The organism is Burkholderia ubonensis, assembly GCF_902833085.1.
GTDB lineage: Bacteria > Pseudomonadota > Gammaproteobacteria > Burkholderiales > Burkholderiaceae > Burkholderia > Burkholderia ubonensis.
In genome coordinates, this window is record NZ_CADFEB010000006.1 from 412,746 (window position 1) to 429,465 (window position 16,720).

Genomic DNA, 16,720 nt, shown 5'->3' on the forward strand with positions numbered 1-16,720 from the left:
ACTCCATCGATATCGTGGTGATCGGCGCGCCGCTCGCGCCGGATGCCGACTCGCGCCCTGCCGGGCGATCGGCGCATTCCGGCGTCGGACCGGCGCGCCGACGGTCAATGATCGGGTTTGTGCGGCGCGCCGTACGTCATGAAATCGTGCACGTCGGCGGTTGCGTCGCCGGGGCCGTTCGCGGCGCCCGGTTCCGTTTCGGCGCCGGGCGCCGCATGTCGCGGCGTGGCGTCGGGCGGCGCGATCAGCGCCTGCAGCGCGTCGCGTTCGAGGACTTCGCATTCGAGCAGGCGCCGCGCGATCCGCTCGAGCGCGTCGCGATGCTCGGCGAGCGTCGCGGCGACCCGCGCGTGCGCGTCCGCGAGCAGCGCGCGCACTTCTTCGTCGATCAGCTGCGCGGTGTGCTCGCTGCAGCGCCCTTCGCCGGCGTTCCAAGCGCCGGGCAGGCCCGCGCGCGGCGCGCCGTCGTCGAACGTCGCGAGGCCGATGCTCTCGCTCATCCCGTATTGCATGACCATGTGGCGCACCATCGTGGTCGCGCGTTCGAGATCGTTCTGCGCGCCCGTCGACACGTCGCCGAACACCAGCTCCTCGGCCACCCGCCCGCCGAGCAGCGCGTCGAGCCGGTCGAGCAGCTCGCTCTTGCGCAGCACGTAGCGGTCCTCGGTCGGCACCTGCTGCGTATAGCCGAGCGCCGCGACGCCGCGCGGAATGATCGACACCTTCTTCACCGGATCGCAGTGCGTGCGGCATTGCGCGACGAGCGCATGCCCGGCCTCGTGATAGGCGATCGTCACCTTCTCCTGCTCGTTCATCACGCGGCTCTTGCGCTCCATGCCGGTCATCGCGCGATCGATCGCCTCGTCGAAATCGATCATCTCGATCTCCGGCTTGCCGTGCTCCGCCGCATGCAGCGCGGCCTCGTTGACCACGTTCGCGAGATCCGCGCCGACGAAGCCCGGCGTGCGCGACGCCAGTTCGGCGAGATCGACGCCGGCCGCGAGCTTCACGCGCTTCACGTGCACGCCGAGAATCTGCCTGCGGCCGTTGAGATCGGGCCGGTCGATCGCGATGTGCCGGTCGAAGCGGCCCGGGCGCAGCAATGCGGGGTCGAGGATTTCGGGCCGGTTGGTCGCGGCCATGATGATCACGCCGGAATTGGCCTGGAAGCCGTCCATCTCGACGAGCAGCTGGTTCAGCGTCTGCTCGCGCTCGTCGTTGCCCGACATCATGCCGACGCCGCGTACCTTGCCGAGCGCGTCGAGCTCGTCGACGAACACGATGCACGGCGCCTTCTGCTGCGCCTGCTCGAACAGGTCGCGCACGCGCGCCGCGCCGACGCCGACGAACATCTCGACGAACGCCGAGCCGCTGATCGAGAAGAACGGCACCGCCGCCTCGCCGGCAACCGCGCGCGCGAGCAGCGTCTTGCCGGTGCCGGGCGCGCCGACGATCAGCACGCCTTTCGGGATCTTGCCGCCGAGCCGCTGGTAGCGCTCCGGGTTGCGCAGGAACGCGACGAGCTGCTGCAGCTCGGCCTTCGCCTCGTCGATGCCCGCGATGTCGTCGAACGTGATGCCGGTCGCCTGCTGCACGTACACGCGCGCCTGGCTCTTGCCCATCCCGCTGAAGTCCTGCAGCCCGCCACGCCGTCGCAGCATCATGTTCCAGATGAACACGAAGCCGATCAGCGGCAGCACCCACGACGCGAGCGCCGCGAGCCAGCTCGTGTCCGGCGTGCCGTGATAGCGGATGCCGGCGGCGGTCAGCGTCTCGACCAGGTGTTCGTCGGTGACGCGGTTGGTCGAGAAACGCCACGGCGCGCCGGTCTCCTTCACGACGGACGTCTCGGAAGCCGGCAGCATCGCGCCGGCCTCGGGCATCTTCAGCGTGCCCGAGATCGACACCTGGCTGATCTCGAGATCGTCGACGAGCCGCGCGGTGACGAGCCGATGGAAGTCGCTGTACGCGATCGGCGTCGACGTCGGGTGCAGCATCAGCAGCTGCACCGCGAACAGGATGAAGAATCCGATCGCGATCAGCAGGCCGGGATAGTCGAATTTCTTGTCCATGGCATCGAGCCGGCCGCGCGTGCGCGGCGTGTCGTTTCTCCTACGCGTCCGCGCGCATCCATTCGGCCCGCAGCATGCCTTCGCCGTCCGGGTAATGCAGCGTCAGCTTGCCGTGGTGTGCGCGCAGCATCGCCTTGCCCAGGCGCCGCAGCAGGTGCACGCCGGTGGTGCGGACCGTCAGCGACGCATCGCCGTCGTCGATTTCCATGATCCGCTCGAGCGGATGCTGGCGGGTTTCGTCATCCGCCTGATGATTGAGGAGCCCGAGAATGTCCGCGCGTCGATGGTTCAGGTACGCGCCGCTCAGGATCAGTTCGCCGGCCGGCGCATGGTCCTCGGTGCGCTTGCAGGCCGGGCACTGCTGCGCCTTCGCGTCGACGGGCGCCTCGTGCCAGGTCCAGCGGCCGTCGTCGTAGGATGCGCCGCACGTGGTGCAACGGGTCGCGGTCTTGAGCCGCTTCGGCGCGTGATAGCTGTCGTCGGTATGCGCGGGCGGCCGCTGGTCGTGCCGCATCGCCGACTGTCCGGGAGTGGAGTTCGATTGGTTCATCGTCGCCTCGTTTCGTCAAATGAATGGGCGCTTGCGCGTTCGCGCGACCCTGCACCGGCCGGCGATCGCGCGCCCTTGACCGACTCTGTCACGCCGCATGCCGCGGTTTCGTCCGCGCGGCCGGCGATGCCGGTCCGCGATTGCATGCGGCTCGTAAATCCAGTCTAGTTCGCGGTCGCCGGTCACGCGAACGCGGGCGCCGCCGGTGCGATTCGTCGGACCTGATCTTTCAACTCCGACCCTCGTCGCGCTATAGTCGCGATCGTGACATTTTTGTGACAATGCGGCGCGCCGCGGCGGTTTCGGCGCGCAACCTCGCATCGAACGACAACATCCATCTGCCCATCCGAGGAGCACACGACGTGAACGACACCCCTGCCCGCCCCGACGACCTTCCCGACGATCCCGACCGCCGCCGCGTGCTCGGCGGCATCGCCGCGCTCGGCGCGAGCGTTGCCGGCGTTGCGCTGACCGGCTGCGAAACCTCGCCGCTCGCCGGCACGCCGCCGCGCTCGGCCGCCGATCTCCGGCTCGACGACGCGCTGCGCCACCACGTGCGCAACATCGTCGTGATTTACGCGGAAAACCGCAGCTTCGCGAACCTGTACGGCGATTTCCCCGGCGTGCAGCATCCGCTCGCCGCGGTGCCGCCCGCGCAGGCGCGCCAGCTCGACCGCGACGGCAAGACCCCGCTGCCGGTCCTGCCGAAGATCTGGGGCGGCCTCGTGCCGCAGGCGCAGGAAGTCGACGGCACGCGCTACATGATCGCCGAGCAGGACATCCAGAAGCTGCCCAACGCGCCGTTCCTGATCCGCGACGCGCACGGCAAGCCGCTGCCGAACAGCGTGATCACGCGCGACCTGTGGCATCGCTTCTACCAGAACCAGATGCAGATCAACGCGGGCCGCAACGACCAGTTCGTCGCGTGGGCCGATTCCGGCGGCCTCGTGATGGGGCATTACCGCAATTCGGCCGACACGCTGCGGCTGTGGAATCTCGCGCAGCAGTACACGCTGTGCGACAACTTCTTCATGGCTGTGTTCGGCGGCTCGTGGCTCAACCACATGTACCTGATCGGCGCGCAGCCGCCGCTGTATCCGGATGCACACAAGCATCCGCAGGCCGCGAAGCTGCTGTCGGCGGTCGAAGGCGACGACCCGACCGGCACGCGCCTGAAGCTGGCCGCCGATTCGCCGGCATCCGCGCTCGACGGCCCGCCGAAGTTCGCGAGCGACGGCGCGCTGACGCCCGACGGCTACGGCGTGAACACGATGGCACCGCCGTACCAGCCGAGCTACGTGCCGCCGCCCGTGGAAGGCAACGCCGCGTATGCCGATCCGGACGACCATCGCGTGATGCCGCCGCAGGGCTACGCGACGATCGGCGACCGCCTGTCGGACAAGGGCATCGACTGGGCGTGGTACAGCGGTGCATGGCAATACGCGCTCGAGCATCGCGACACCGGCAACGTGCCCGACTTCCAGTATCACCACCAGCCGTTCAACTATTTCGTCAAGTACGCGCCCGGCACCGAAGCGCGCCGCCGGCATCTGCGCGACGCGGGCCTCGGCGACGAGCCGTCGACCAACCGCCTGCTCGCGGACATCGATGCGGGCCGCCTGCCCGCGGTCACGTTCTACAAGCCGCAGGGCAACCTGAACATGCATGCGGGCTACGCGGACATCGCCTCGGGCGACCGGCACATCGCGACCGTGATCGAGCACATCCGGCGCGGCCCGCAGTGGGCGAACACGGTGATCATCATGACGCACGACGAGAACGGCGGCTGGTGGGACCCGGTCGCGCCGCCGCTCGGCGACCGCTGGGGGCCGGGCTCGCGGATTCCGGCGCTGGTGATCGCGCCGTTCGCGAAGAAGGGCTACGTCGACCATACGCTGTACGACACGAACTCGATTCTGCGCTTCATCAGCCGGGTGCACGGGCTCGCGCCGCTCGACGGCGTGGTTGCGCGCAACCAGGCGTTCGCCGCGCGCGGCCAGACGCCGCCGGGGGATCTGACGAACGCGCTCGATCTCGGCTGACGCGCGTGCACTGAACGCGCGCGCAAAAAAATCCCGCGTCGGCACCGGTGGCCGACGCGGGACCTTGTCCGCGATTGCGCCGGACGAGCCGGCGCGACGTGCGTTATGCGCCGATGCGCTGTTCGATCCGCTTCATCGTATCGAGCAGCGCGGCCGGCAGGCGGAGCTTCAGCTTGTCGAACAGCTCCGCGTGCAGCTTCAGTTCGTCGCGCCACTCGGCGGTATTCATCGACGTGACCGTGTCGAACTGCGCGCGCGTGAAGTCCAGTCCGTCCCAGTGCAGGTCGTCGTAGGACGGCGACACGCCGAACGCATGCTCGGCGCCGCCGCCTTGCCCTTCGAGACGATCGAGCATCCACTTCAGCACGCGCATGTTCTCGCCGAAGCCCGGCCACACGAACTTGCCGTCCTCGCCCTTGCGGAACCAGTTCACGCAGTAGATCTTCGGCAGCGTCGCGCCGCTCGCGGCGAGCCGTTCGCCCAGCGCCAGCCAGTGGCCGAAATAATCGCTCATGTTGTAGCCGCAGAACGGCAGCATCGCAAACGGATCGCGCCGCACGACGCCCTGCTGGCCGGCCGCCGCCGCGGTCGTCTCCGAACCCATCGTCGCGGCCATGTACACGCCTTCGATCCAGTCGCGCGCCTCGGTGACGAGCGGCACGGTCGTCGAGCGGCGGCCGCCGAAGATGAACGCATCGATCGGCACGCCGGCCGGATCCTCCCAGTCCGCGTCGATCGACGGGCATTGCGCGGCCGGCGCCGTGAAGCGCGAGTTCGGATGCGCGGCCTTGCGCCCGGTTTCCTTGCCGATTTCCGGCGTCCACGGGTTGCCCTGCCAGTCGGTGAGCTTCGCGGGCGGCGTGTCGGTCAGCCCCTCCCACCACACGTCGCCGTCTTCGGTCAGCGCGACGTTCGTGAAGATCACGTTTTCCTTCAGCGTCGAGATCGCGTTCGGGTTGGTCTTCACGCCGGTGCCCGGCGCGACGCCGAAGAAGCCCGCCTCAGGATTGATCGCGTAGAGCCGGCCGTCGCGGCCGGGTTTGATCCACGCGATGTCGTCGCCGATCGTCGTGACCTGCCAGCCGTCGAAGCCCTTCGGCGGAATCAGCATCGCGAAGTTGGTCTTGCCGCAGGCCGACGGGAATGCGGCCGCGACGTGATACTTCTTGCCGGCCGGCGACGTCACGCCGAGGATCAGCATGTGCTCGGCGAGCCAGCCCTGGTCGCGGCCCATCGTCGACGCGATGCGCAGCGCGAAGCACTTCTTGCCGAGCAGCGCGTTGCCGCCGTAGCCGGAGCCGAAGCTCCAGATCTCGCGCGTTTCCGGGAAGTGCACGATGTACTTGACCGGGTTGCACGGCCACGGCACGTCCTTCTGGCCCGCTTCGAGCGGATGGCCCACGCTGTGCACGCACGGCACGAACTCGCCATCCTCGCCGAGCACGTCGTACACGTCGCGGCCCATGCGCGTCATGATCCGCATGTTCACCGCGACGTACGGGCTGTCGGACAGCTCGACGCCGACATGCGCGATCGGCGAGCCGAGCGGGCCCATCGAGAACGGCACGACGTACAGCGTGCGGCCGCGCATCGCGCCGCGGAACAGCCCGTCGAGCGTCGCGCGCATTTCGTCGGGCGCGGTCCAGTTGTTGGTCGGTCCGGCGTCGTCGCGCGACGCGCTGCAGATGAACGTGCGGTCTTCGACCCGCGCGACGTCCGACGGATCGGACTGCGCCAGAAACGAGTTGGGACGCTTCGCGGGATTGAGCCGCTTGAGCGTCCCCTGCTCGACCATCGCGTTGCACAGTGCGTCGTACTCGGCTTGCGAGCCGTCGCACCATACGACGCGTTCGGGTTCGGTGAGCTCAGCGATGCGCGTCACCCATTCGATCAGTCCGCGATGCTTGACGAAGGCCGGCGGTGCGATTTTCGCGCCATGCATTGCTTCGTCCGTGGTGTTTCGGTCCATGAGATTGTCTCCAGAATTATTGGGCAAGGATGGGGGAAGCGGGCCGGGCCCGCGAGATGGGGAGGATGATCGGGCGGCAGGTTGCCGCGAACACGGCGCGCAGGACGAATCGCGCGAGCGGTGCGCGTGTCTGAGCCGTGATGCGGGCGAGAGGGCTGGATGTCTCGTTGGAATATGCGAACGCGAGTTTCGCCATGCATGCAACCTGACGTACAACTACATGATGGCCAGCATACCATCGCCGAACTCGCGTCGGCATTGCGTTGCAGCAAGGAAGTCACGCGCCCGCGGGCGGGCACGAGCGTTGCGTGTGCGTAATTCTTACTGGCGCGATTCGAGCGCTGCATTGCCATGCTCGCGGCACAGCCCCGCCCCGCAAGGGTTACGCGGATACGGTAAGGCCAGCGCGCGCCGGATGCACGCGACGAGCGCGCCGGTATCGCGAGCACATTCACGTTTTCGCCAGTGCGGCAAACCCTGAATTAGGTTGCGTACACAAACATCCGGCCACCACACGTCACGGCGCAAAAAAGCGCGGACGGCAATCGGGAGTAGTACGTGTGCGCGCGTGTCGCGTGAGAAGCGCGCAGAACTGTTTCCTTTCTCGCAACGTGCTCCTGGTTTCGACTTAGGAATGGCTGAAACGGGATGCTTTTTGAGCGGGTCCTTGCGTCATCACTCAACGACGTGGCGTTAAGTTTCGCGACCTAGACTCAATACGTTGTTACGCGGTTTCGTCGCGAAAGGAGTTGCCATGAACACGCACGCGATCGCCGCCGCCCTGGCGGCCGTTTCCGTTTCGGCGCTTGCTCAACCGGGCGCTACGTCATTCAGTACACCACGCGCCGCGGCGCAGGCCGGGATCGCGCACACGGTGTCTCGCGTACCCGGCACCCTGCCCTCCACTCACGGTCTCGTGCTCGCGAAGATCGATCAGAACAATACGCCGCCTGATCGCGGCGGCGAACCGTCGGGCCGCCGCGCGGGCGGCAGGTTTTGAACGTCGCGCTTCGGATCGCCCTTTCCTTTCGTCGTACTGATCGATTTGATCGGAGCCACGGCGGCATCGGGGTTGCACATTGCAGCGTTGTCGTCCCGGTGCCGCCGCAGCGCACCGTCGCTCGCCTCCGGCCGCCGGGTCGATCAGCCGCGCCGCCGTCGCCGGTGCACGTCGCGCTCCTGCCGCAACTGCGGCATCAGCTCCTCGATGTATTTCCTTGCCTGACCGTGCGTGACGACCTCGCCGAAGCGCTGATGCGCCCGGTCGTGCCCGACCAGCGCCGCATGCGCTTTCTTCAGGATGTGCAGGTAGGCAACCAGGCTCGTGCCGTCGCGCAGCGGTTCGTTGTCGCGCGGGCCCTGACGGGTGGCTTGATGGGTCATGATCCGATCCTCGACGGGCAATCCGCGCGGCAGGTCGACGTGATCAGCGACAGCAGGTCGTTCGCGTTGCGGTCGCGGTCGGTCAGCGGTTGGAGGCCGAACAGGCGCTCGACGGTCGCGGGCACCGAACTGTGGTCGTACACGGTGTGGTCGACGTGGCCGCGCGCGACCCACGGCGACACGACGATCGCCGGAACCCGCACGCCATACACGTCGAACCCGAACCCGTTGGCGTTCAGCGTGGCCGCCGCGCCATCGTTCGGCGGTGGCGCGGCCCCCGGTTTGACGGAGTCGTAGAAGCCGCCGTGTTCGTCGTAGAGAATCACGAGCAGGCTGCGTTCCCACAGCGGCGAGTTGCGGATCGCGTTGTAGACCCGTGCCGCGAGCTGATCGCCGCCGGCGAGACCGTCCATCGGATGCTGCGACGTGCCGTTCTCGTACGTGCCGTCCACGATGTCGCCGTAGCCCGGTTCGATGAACGTGTAGCGGGCCGTGTAGCCGGCCGCGAGATCCGCTTCGAAATGCGCGAGGTCGTCGACGTCGAAGAAGCTGATGCCCTTGAGCGATGCGACCTGCGGCACGTGTCCGAACGGCGACCCTGACTGGTCCTGGTAAAGCCGGTAGCTGCCGTCGCCCAGCGCATCGAAGATCGAGCCTTTCGGGTACGGGAAGCCGTCGACGGCTTCCCAGCCGCCCATTTCCTCCTTGGTCGGCGAATGGTCGAGGCCCGCCGACGACGCGCCGTGCACGAAATACCGGTTCGGCCAGGTCGGGCCGGGCATCGACGCATGCCAGCCGTCACACAGCACGAAGGACGTGGCGAGTTGGTACAGCGATGGAATCTGGGTGCGGGTATCGACCGCCTGCATGATCCTGCCGACGTCGGCGGCCTGCGGCGGTGCGCCTTCGGTATGCGTCGTCGCATAGTTCGATGCGAAGCCGGAATTATCGATCGGCGGATACGGCTGGCCCTTCCGGAATTCGACGCCCGCGCCGCATAGCTGTACGACGACATCCGTGAACTCATGACCGGGATCGGTGGGCATCTGCGCGGGTGCGCCGCCGCCGAACGGATAGACGTTGCCGGAGTAGGTATTGGTGTTCGCGGGTGTGGCGGCAACGATGCCGGGAATGCCCGACAACGCGAACAGATGGTCGAACGACCGGTTCTCCAGCATCAGCACGAATACATGCTGGATCGGCGACTGGACTGACGTTGATGCGGCCGCTGCGTCTGCGCTCATGGAGCCTCCTTCCGTCGTTCGAGGGAAAGCTGGATTCGCCGGGCTGCGTGGCCGATCGTTGAAAGTGTTGTAATGCGTGTCGGTCGCGGAGTGCCGACGAGTGTACTGTTCGGCTGGCACTCGCGTAAAGATCAGTCGATTTGCCGTCACGGATTTGACCGTGACGACGTCGCGACGCGGCGGGCCTCCCCGCCGCATCAGCCGGATTCAAGCGGCGGATTGCGGCCGCCGCTTCCGTCCGGCTGCGGCCGATCAGCGGCGCGGCTGCCCGCTGCGGGGCGGCCTGGCCGGCGAGCGGTCATCCTTGTGCCGGAAATTGATGCGCCCCTTCGTCAGGTCGTAGACCGACAGCTCCAGCGTCACGCGGTCGCCCGCGAGAATGCGGATATGGTTCTTGCGCATGCGGCCCGACGCATATGCGCCGACCACCACGCCATTTTCCAGCGTGACGCGATACTTGCTGTCCGGCAGCACTTCGTCCACGATTCCGTCCAATTCCAGCAGTTCTTCTTTTGCCAAACCAATTCCTCCAGACAAGATGATTGACCGCAGCTGCAACGGTCCGTCGAGCGCTGTTCCCTCGCTAGGGGCGGACAAAACGGCTCGATGTACGGCTCGATGTCGAGCGCATGCGTTCATGCAAACGAGCGGTTGATCCGGCTCGTGATCGGAGCCCGACGCGTCGCTGCTTGGTGCGATCAGGAAGGCGGTGCCATGGGTGCCGCCAGGATCAAGGCCGTGCCGGCTTCGGCATGGCCTCGGCGTGCTTGAGTTGCTTCGATTGTCTCGATGCGATGCGACTGCCGCTTCGCGGGGGTGTTGCGTTGCGCGTCGTTCGAGCGCGCGATGAATGGAGCGCCTGACGATGGGCGCGTCGCAAAGATCGCGACGTGCCGACTCTTTCGCCGGCGATACGTGCGCGTCCATGAGCGCTGGACGCTTGAAAAGGAGGCGATTGCCGTCGTGAACCGACGGCGTCCGCCATGGCGGCAGGTGCCGCGCGAAGCATCCGTTGCGGCACCGGGCCCCTGCGGGAGGCCGGTGCCGATACGGCTTTACAGCGGCGTGATGTTCGATGCCTGCAGGCCCTTCGGGCCGCGCTTCACTTCGTAGCTGACCTTCTGATTTTCAGCGAGGGTCTTGAAACCCGTGCCGCGAATCTCGGAGAAGTGCGCGAACAGGTCATCGCCGCCCTTGTCGGGCGTGATGAAGCCAAAACCCTTGGTTTCGTTGAACCACTTGACGGTACCGGTATCCATAAATACTTCCTTAAAACAAATGAATGGTCGTGCCTGTTGACGGCAACGGACAAAGAATTGAAGAGGGAGAGACCAACGACTGCCGCGGGCAGCGGCCAATGATGAGCAATCGAGCTTCTTGAAGACTTCGGTGTCGGACACTACACGGTGCAGGTCGCCGCGTCAAGTTCTTGCGATGCGATGTGGTGTCGCACGGCGTCGCCGGGCCAGCCGCGGCGGGCGCCGCAAAGACGGGCCGGATCGCTGCGCCGCCCCCCTACTCGAACGGATTCAGCAGCCTCACGCCGGTTCTCGCGAAATCGCCGACGTTGCGGGTCACGACCGTCAGGTCGTTGATCAGCGCGGTGGCTGCGATCAGCTTGTCCAGTTCGTGCGCCGGATGGGGCGCGCGCAGCATCCCCCACACCTGGCTGATCTCGATATCGACCGGCAGGATGTTCGGCGCATAGTCGGACAGGAGCGTCTCCAGCCATGCTTCGAGGGTCGACGCCTGCCGGACGTCGCCGCGATGACGGATCATCTCGACGCCGCGCCGCAGCTCGGACACCGTCACGACGGACAGGTAAAGCGCGCTCGCGTCGGCTTCGGCTTGCCGAAAGAATGCCCGCACCCCATCGTTGGTTCGCTTTCCCTTTCTGATTTCGCTGATGACGTTCGTATCAATCAAAAACATGCCTGGCCTCGCCGGAATCCTGCACGCGCTCGAAATCCGTGTCTTCGCCAACCTCGGGGATGCCCTTCAGCGCTTCCGCGAAGGTCTTGCGCTTCGGCCGGGCGAGCGCGCTCGCGAGAATGGCGCGATGCTCGGCCTCTGCACTCCGGCCGTGCGCCGCGGCCTGCTCGCGCAGGCTCTGAACGATACTGTCATCCACGTTACGCACCAGTAGATTGGCCATACATCCCTCCAGTCGGGTTTGCTATCAATGATAGCGCCTCGTCGGCAGGATGCAAGCATTGATATCATCGCAATCCCCAAATCGGATCGCCCCGGTTGGCGCCGGCGAGTCGTGGAACGTCGCGTGCAGCGGCCCGATTCCGCGTCTGCCGGACACGTCACATCTGGTTGCTAACAGGTAATGTAAGGCGCGGCGCCGGATGCGAGGCAGTCGGCCATTTAGCCAGCGTCGCGCGCCTGCGCCAGTGCCGCCAGGCTCCCTTCCCCGAACCCGTGGTGTCCCTGCCGCTGGACGATCTCGAAGAAGATCTCGCCCGGCCGCCGCTTGACGAACGTCTGGAAGAACAGCAGCGGCACGCCGTCGTCGCCGATTTCGCCGTCGACGAGCACCGCGCGGCGCCGCAGCGCATCGAGATCGAGATGGTGCCCCGGCAGCCGCGCATCGACCGTGTCGTAGTAGCCTGCGGGCGGCTCGATGAACTCGACGCCGTTCGCGCGCAGCGCGTCGACGCACGACAGGATGTCGTCGGTCGCGAGCGCGACGTGCTGCACGCCCTCGCCCGGATGGTCCGGCAGGTAGGCGTGCATCAGCTCGGTGCGCCGCGTGCCCTCCTCGTACACCGGAATCCGCAGCGCGCCGCACGGCGACACCATCACGCGCGATTCCTCGGACACGTGCCAGCGCGGGTCGATTTCGTGGATTTCACGGAAATGCAGCAGGTCGTGGTAGAAATCCAGCCATTCCTGCATGCGCCCCGCACCGACCGTCTGCGTGAAATGGTCGACCTGCTGCAGCCCGGTGCCGGCGAAATCGAGATCGGTATGCGCGGTGGCGACGTCGATCGGCCGGAAGTCGATGTCGAAGATCGAGATGTCGCCGACCCCGCCGAGCTGGCCGTCCCGGCCGCGCCAGCGGTCGACGAAGTACAGATGCGAATCGCCGATGCCCTGGATCGCCGGAATCTTCAGCTCGCCGACGCCAACCCGCTCGCCTTCGAACGCCCACGCACCGAGCGTGATCGCCCGCTCGAACGCGCGCCGCGCGTTGGCGACGCGCAGGCCGATCGCGCATACGCCCATTCCGTACTCCTCCGCGTAGCGCGCGGCGAACGAATCGGGCTCCGCATTGATCAGGAAATTCATCCGGCCTTGCCGGTACAGCGTAACGGCCTTGCTGACGTGCCGGGCGATCGCCTTGAACCCGAGCTGCTCGAAGCGTTGCGCGAGCGCGTCCGGCACCGGCGCCGCGAATTCGACGAATTCCAGCCCGGCCATCCCGAGCGGATTGGCGGCCGGGTTCTCGACAGGCGGCGTATCGCTGGTCAGGGGGGGATGAGTGCCAGGCATTCCAGTCTCCGAAGGCAAGCGGGGTCGATAGTGTATTGGGCCGGGTCCGTGGCGCGACCCGGCGTGCGCGGCGTCCGGGCCTGCGACTGTTCCACGCGATGTCGTCAATGGTGCAGATTTTAACCAAACCGTTCATGGCGGCGCACCCTGGCCGAACGGACTGCACGGCATCCGCCTAGTGCAAACCCGAAAATCGTGCGATTAACGCACGAACTTGAACGATAATCGCGCACTTTGGCCGTTTAGCCAATTGCCGCGCCGCGACGTGCGCCCTATGCTCCGTTCACCCAACGCCTTCAATGCAGCATCGGACGCGGCGCCGCCACGATTCCATGATGCGCCGTGCCAGGAGACTCCGCCATGACCCCAGCCTTTGACACCGTCGACACCCCGAGCACCATCCGGGCGCGCAGCCAGGCCCGCAAGGCCGCACTCGGCAGCTTCGTCGGCGCCGTCGTCGACTGGTACGACTTTCTGCTGTACGGGATCGTCGCCGCGCTCGTGTTCAATTCCGAGTTCTTCCCGAAGATCAGCCCGACGATGGGCACCCTCGCGGCGTTCGCGACGTTCGGCGTCGGTTTCCTGTTCCGGCCGCTCGGCGGCGTCGTGTTCGGCCACTACGGCGACCGGCTCGGCCGCAAGCGGATGCTCGTGCTGACGGTGATGATGATGGGCCTGTCGACCGTCGCGATCGGCCTGCTGCCGACCTTCGCGACGATCGGCTGGTGGGCGCCCGTGCTGCTGGTGCTGATGCGCGCGATCCAGGGCTTCGCGGTCGGCGGCGAATGGGGCGGCGCGGCGCTGATGGCCGTCGAGAGCGCGCCGCAAAAAAAGAAGGCGTTCTACAGCAGCGGCGTGCAGGTCGGCTACGGCGTCGGCCTCGTGCTGGCGACCGGCAGCGTGTCGATCCTGAGCCACACGCTCGGCGAGGCGGCGTTCAAGTCGTGGGGCTGGCGCCTGCCGTTCGTGTTCAGCATCGTGCTGGTGCTGATCGGCCTGTGGGTGCGCAAGAACATGGACGAGTCGCAGGAGTTCGTCGAGAAGGTCGAGCACGCGAACCGCAAGGTCCGCCTGCCGGTGCTCGAAGCGCTGACGCGCCATCCGAAGGCGTTCCTGCTGATCGTCGCGCTGCGTCTCGCCGAACTGTTCACGATGTATATCGTCACCGCGTTCGCGCTCAGCTATTCGACGACCAATCTCGGCATGTCGCGCGACCTGTTCCTGAACATCGGCCTGCTGGTCGGCGCGGTGAGCTGCGTGACGATCCCGTGCTTCGCGTGGCTCGCCGACCGCTTCGGCCTGCGCCGCATCTACCTGGTCGGCGCGCTGATCGGCCTCGCGTCCGCGGTGCCGTTCTTCGTCGCGCTCGAAGCACGTTCGATCGCGTGGATCGTGATCTTCTCGATCCTGCTCGCGAACGCCGCGCACGACATGGTCGTGAGCGTCCAGCAACCGCTCTTCACCGAGCTGTTCGGCGCCGAATACCGCTATAGCGGCGCGGGCGTCGGCTACCAGTTCGCAAGCGTGGTCGGCGGCGGCTTCACGCCGTTCATCGCAGTCGGGCTCGTGAGCCTCGCGGGCGGCTCGTGGCACCTCGTCGCCGGCTACCTCGCGGCGGGCTGCCTGATCTCGCTGGTCGTCGCCGCGCGGATGCGGGCGGCGGGCTGACTGTCCGCGGCCGGCCGCTGCGACGGCCGGCCGCGTGCAAACGTCGGGCACGGGCGAGCTGCAGCTCACCGCGTCAAACACTGTCAAGCGCTGCCCCGATTTCCCCTTTTCCCGCTGGCACTTTCCACCGGCATCCCGAGCGATGGCATCATATGGGGCTACGTCAGTCACCGATCTACCCCCATATCATGTCGAATCTCATCGTTCACGGCGGCACACCGCTGCGCGGCGACATCCAGCCGTCCGCGAACAAGAACGCCGTCCTGCCGATCCTGTGCGCCACCCTGCTCACCGACCAGCCGCTGCGGCTCGTCGGCGTGCCCGACATCACCGACGTGCGCAAGATCCTCGACATCTTCCGCACGCTCGGCAGCGACGTGTCGATCGATTTCGACACCGGCCTCCTCGAGCTCCATCACCGCAACACGACGTTCGATCCGGCCGTCCACCGGCTGCCCGAGGCGATGCGCTCGTCGATCATGCTGATCCCGCCGCTGCTCGCGCGCTTCGGCGTCGCGCGCCTCGAGAACGACGTGAAGGGCTGCACGCTCGGCGTGCGCGAGATCGATCCGCACGTCGAGGTGTTCGAACGCTTCGGCGCGCAGATCGAACGCACGCCCGACTCGCTGATCGTGCGCTCGGACGGCCCGCTGAAGGCCAACGACCACTGGCTCGACTACGCGTCGGTGACGACCACCGAGAACTTCGCGCTGTGCGCGACCGCCGCGGCCGGCACGTCGACGCTGATGAACGCCGCGTCCGAACCGCATGTGCAGGAGTTTTCGCAGTTCCTCGCGATGCTCGGCGTCGGAATCGAAGGCATCGGCACGTCGCGGCTCTGCGTGACCGGCGGCGCGAAGCTCGGCGGCGGCGAATTCCGCTTCGCCGAGGATTTCCACGAAATCGCGACGTTCCTCGCGCTCGGCGCGATCACGGGCGGCGACATCGCCGTGCGCAACTCGGTGCCCGAGCATTTCCCGCTGATCGACCGCACGTTCGCGAAGTTCGGCGTGCAGGTCACGCATCAGGACGGCTGGTCGCGCGCGGAGCGCGACGGCCCGCTGCGCGTGCGCCGGCCGTTCACGCAGAACATCCTGACCAAGATCGAAGCGGCGCCTTGGCCGTACCTGCCGGTCGACCTGCTGCCGATCTTCATCGCGCTCGGCGTGCAAGCCGAAGGCAGCGCGATGTTCTGGAACAAGGTCTACGACGGCGCGCTCGGCTGGTCGGGCGAACTGTCGAAGTTCGGCGCGCACGTGCTGCTGTCCGATCCGCACCGGCTGATCACGTTCGGCGGGCTGAAGCTCACGCCGGCGCGCGTCGAGAGCCCGTACATCATCCGCGTCGCGATCGCGCTGCTGATGGTCGCCGCGAGCATCGAGGGCCGTTCGGAAATCATGAACGCGCTACCGATCCGCCGCGCGCATCCGCATTTCGTCGAGAACCTGCGTTCGGTCGGCGCGAACGTCGAGTGGACGAGCGGCGAATGATGCGAGCCGTGCGGCGCCGCGCGAAATGAAAAAGGCCGAACTCGACAAGCGCGACTGGATCGCCGGCCTGGAGAAGGGCCTGATGATCCTCGAAGCGTTCGACAGCCAGCATGCGCGCATGACGCCGACCCAGGCCGCCGCCCGCACCGGTCTCACGCGCACCGCCGCGCGGCGTTACCTGCTGACGCTCGAATCGCTCGGCTACGTCTATACCGACGGCAAGCTGTACGGCCTGACGCCCCGCGTGCTGCGGGTCGGCTGGTCGTACTTCGATTCCGCGCGGCTGCCGCGCACCGTCCAGCCGTATCTGCAGCAACTGAGCGCGACGCTGAACGAATCCGCATACGTGAGCGTGCTCGACGGGTGGGAGCTGATATTCATCGCGCGCAACGGCGTGTCGCGCGTGATGACGACCGGCTTCGTGCTCGGCGCGCGCGTGCCGGCGCCGCTGACGTCGCCGGGCGTCGTGCTGCTCGCGCATCATCCCGATCGCGACGCGGTCCGCGCGTGGCTCGACGGCGCCGAGCTGCCGCCGTTCACGCCGCATACGATCACCAACAACGCGCGCCTGCTCGAACAGATCGACCGGGCGCGCGACGACGGGTTTGCGGTGATCGAGCAGCAGTTGCAGGTCGGCGTGCGCGGGATCGCGGTGCCGCTGAAGAACCGTCACGGCGAAGTCGTCGCCGCGCTGAGCACCAACATGCCGATCGGCACCGAGACGACCGAAGCGGCCGTGCGGCGCGTGCTGCCGCAGTTGCAGGAAACCGCGCTCGCGATGCTCAACGTGCTGTGAGCCGT

At 67.0% G+C, this 16,720-nt stretch carries 15 protein-coding genes; 5 read left to right on the top strand and 10 right to left on the bottom strand.

Annotated elements, in window-relative coordinates; genetic code table 11:
- Positions 1-104: 104 nt before the first annotated feature.
- Together ftsH and HWX31_RS19010 are read right to left on the bottom strand one after the other, a co-directional pair.
- Positions 105-2,072 (bottom strand): ATP-dependent zinc metalloprotease FtsH, encoded by a 1,968-nt coding sequence (ftsH, locus tag HWX31_RS19005; RefSeq protein ID WP_174960308.1) that lies wholly within the window; start codon positions 2,070-2,072, stop codon positions 105-107.
- Positions 2,073-2,112: 40 nt separating this feature from the next.
- A complete protein-coding gene (locus tag HWX31_RS19010; RefSeq protein WP_059613576.1) occupies positions 2,113-2,622 on the bottom strand; it encodes a BCAM0308 family protein in 510 nt (169 codons plus the stop codon).
- 362 nt (positions 2,623-2,984) lie between these two features.
- On the opposite strand from HWX31_RS19010, the gene HWX31_RS19015 reads away from it, so the two are divergent.
- Positions 2,985-4,664, top strand: coding sequence for an acid phosphatase (locus HWX31_RS19015; RefSeq protein ID WP_174960310.1), 1,680 nt, complete (start codon positions 2,985-2,987; stop codon positions 4,662-4,664).
- A 103-nt stretch (positions 4,665-4,767) separates the two neighbouring features.
- Here HWX31_RS19015 and HWX31_RS19020 read toward each other — a convergent pair whose 3' ends face one another.
- On the bottom strand, positions 4,768-6,633 hold the full coding sequence (locus tag HWX31_RS19020; protein ID WP_174960312.1) for a phosphoenolpyruvate carboxykinase (GTP): 1,866 nt from the start codon (positions 6,631-6,633) through the stop codon (positions 4,768-4,770).
- 754 nt (positions 6,634-7,387) lie between these two features.
- Here HWX31_RS19020 and HWX31_RS19025 point away from each other — a divergent pair.
- The gene (locus HWX31_RS19025) at positions 7,388-7,633 is read left to right on the top strand and encodes a hypothetical protein (protein WP_174960314.1); all 246 of its coding nucleotides are present in this window, start codon (positions 7,388-7,390) and stop codon (positions 7,631-7,633) included.
- A 143-nt stretch (positions 7,634-7,776) separates the two neighbouring features.
- Here the strand turns inward: HWX31_RS19025 and HWX31_RS19030 are convergent, their stop codons facing one another.
- The 7 genes from HWX31_RS19030 to HWX31_RS19060 form a co-directional block, all read right to left on the bottom strand.
- The gene (locus HWX31_RS19030; protein ID WP_174960316.1) at positions 7,777-8,016 is read right to left on the bottom strand and encodes a hypothetical protein; all 240 of its coding nucleotides are present in this window, start codon (positions 8,014-8,016) and stop codon (positions 7,777-7,779) included.
- Positions 8,013-9,260, bottom strand: coding sequence for an alkaline phosphatase family protein (locus HWX31_RS19035; RefSeq protein WP_174960318.1), 1,248 nt, complete (start codon positions 9,258-9,260; stop codon positions 8,013-8,015). The genes HWX31_RS19030 and HWX31_RS19035 overlap by 4 nt, the downstream gene beginning before the upstream one ends.
- Positions 9,261-9,512: 252 nt before the next feature.
- The gene (gene infA / locus HWX31_RS19040; protein WP_010089473.1) at positions 9,513-9,779 is read right to left on the bottom strand and encodes a translation initiation factor IF-1; all 267 of its coding nucleotides are present in this window, start codon (positions 9,777-9,779) and stop codon (positions 9,513-9,515) included.
- Positions 9,780-10,315: 536 nt separating this feature from the next.
- Positions 10,316-10,519, bottom strand: a complete 204-nt coding sequence (locus HWX31_RS19045; protein WP_010089472.1) for a cold-shock protein — start codon at positions 10,517-10,519, stop codon at positions 10,316-10,318.
- Between the two features lie 256 nt (positions 10,520-10,775).
- A complete protein-coding gene (locus HWX31_RS19050; protein ID WP_059613565.1) occupies positions 10,776-11,192 on the bottom strand; it encodes a type II toxin-antitoxin system VapC family toxin in 417 nt (138 codons plus the stop codon).
- Complete coding sequence (locus HWX31_RS19055; protein ID WP_174960320.1) at positions 11,179-11,415, bottom strand: FitA-like ribbon-helix-helix domain-containing protein; 237 nt, start codon at positions 11,413-11,415, stop codon at positions 11,179-11,181. The genes HWX31_RS19050 and HWX31_RS19055 overlap by 14 nt, the downstream gene beginning before the upstream one ends.
- Before the next feature lie 218 nt (positions 11,416-11,633).
- The gene (locus HWX31_RS19060; RefSeq protein ID WP_174960322.1) at positions 11,634-12,761 is read right to left on the bottom strand and encodes a 4-hydroxyphenylpyruvate dioxygenase family protein; all 1,128 of its coding nucleotides are present in this window, start codon (positions 12,759-12,761) and stop codon (positions 11,634-11,636) included.
- 360 nt (positions 12,762-13,121) lie between these two features.
- Between HWX31_RS19060 and shiA the strand changes: the two genes are divergently transcribed.
- The 3 genes from shiA to HWX31_RS19075 all read left to right on the top strand — a co-directional run bounded on the left by shiA (position 13,122) and on the right by HWX31_RS19075 (position 16,715).
- Positions 13,122-14,429 carry a shikimate transporter gene (gene shiA, locus HWX31_RS19065; protein ID WP_174960324.1) on the top strand — a complete coding sequence of 436 codons (1,308 nt, stop codon included), beginning with the start codon at positions 13,122-13,124 and terminating at the stop codon, positions 14,427-14,429.
- A gap of 188 nt (positions 14,430-14,617) precedes the next feature.
- Positions 14,618-15,919: a UDP-N-acetylglucosamine 1-carboxyvinyltransferase gene (locus HWX31_RS19070; RefSeq protein WP_174960326.1), complete on the top strand. Its 1,302-nt coding sequence runs from the start codon at positions 14,618-14,620 to the stop codon at positions 15,917-15,919.
- A 25-nt stretch (positions 15,920-15,944) separates the two neighbouring features.
- Complete coding sequence (locus HWX31_RS19075) at positions 15,945-16,715, top strand: IclR family transcriptional regulator domain-containing protein (RefSeq protein WP_174960328.1); 771 nt, start codon at positions 15,945-15,947, stop codon at positions 16,713-16,715.
- Positions 16,716-16,720 lie beyond the last annotated feature (5 nt).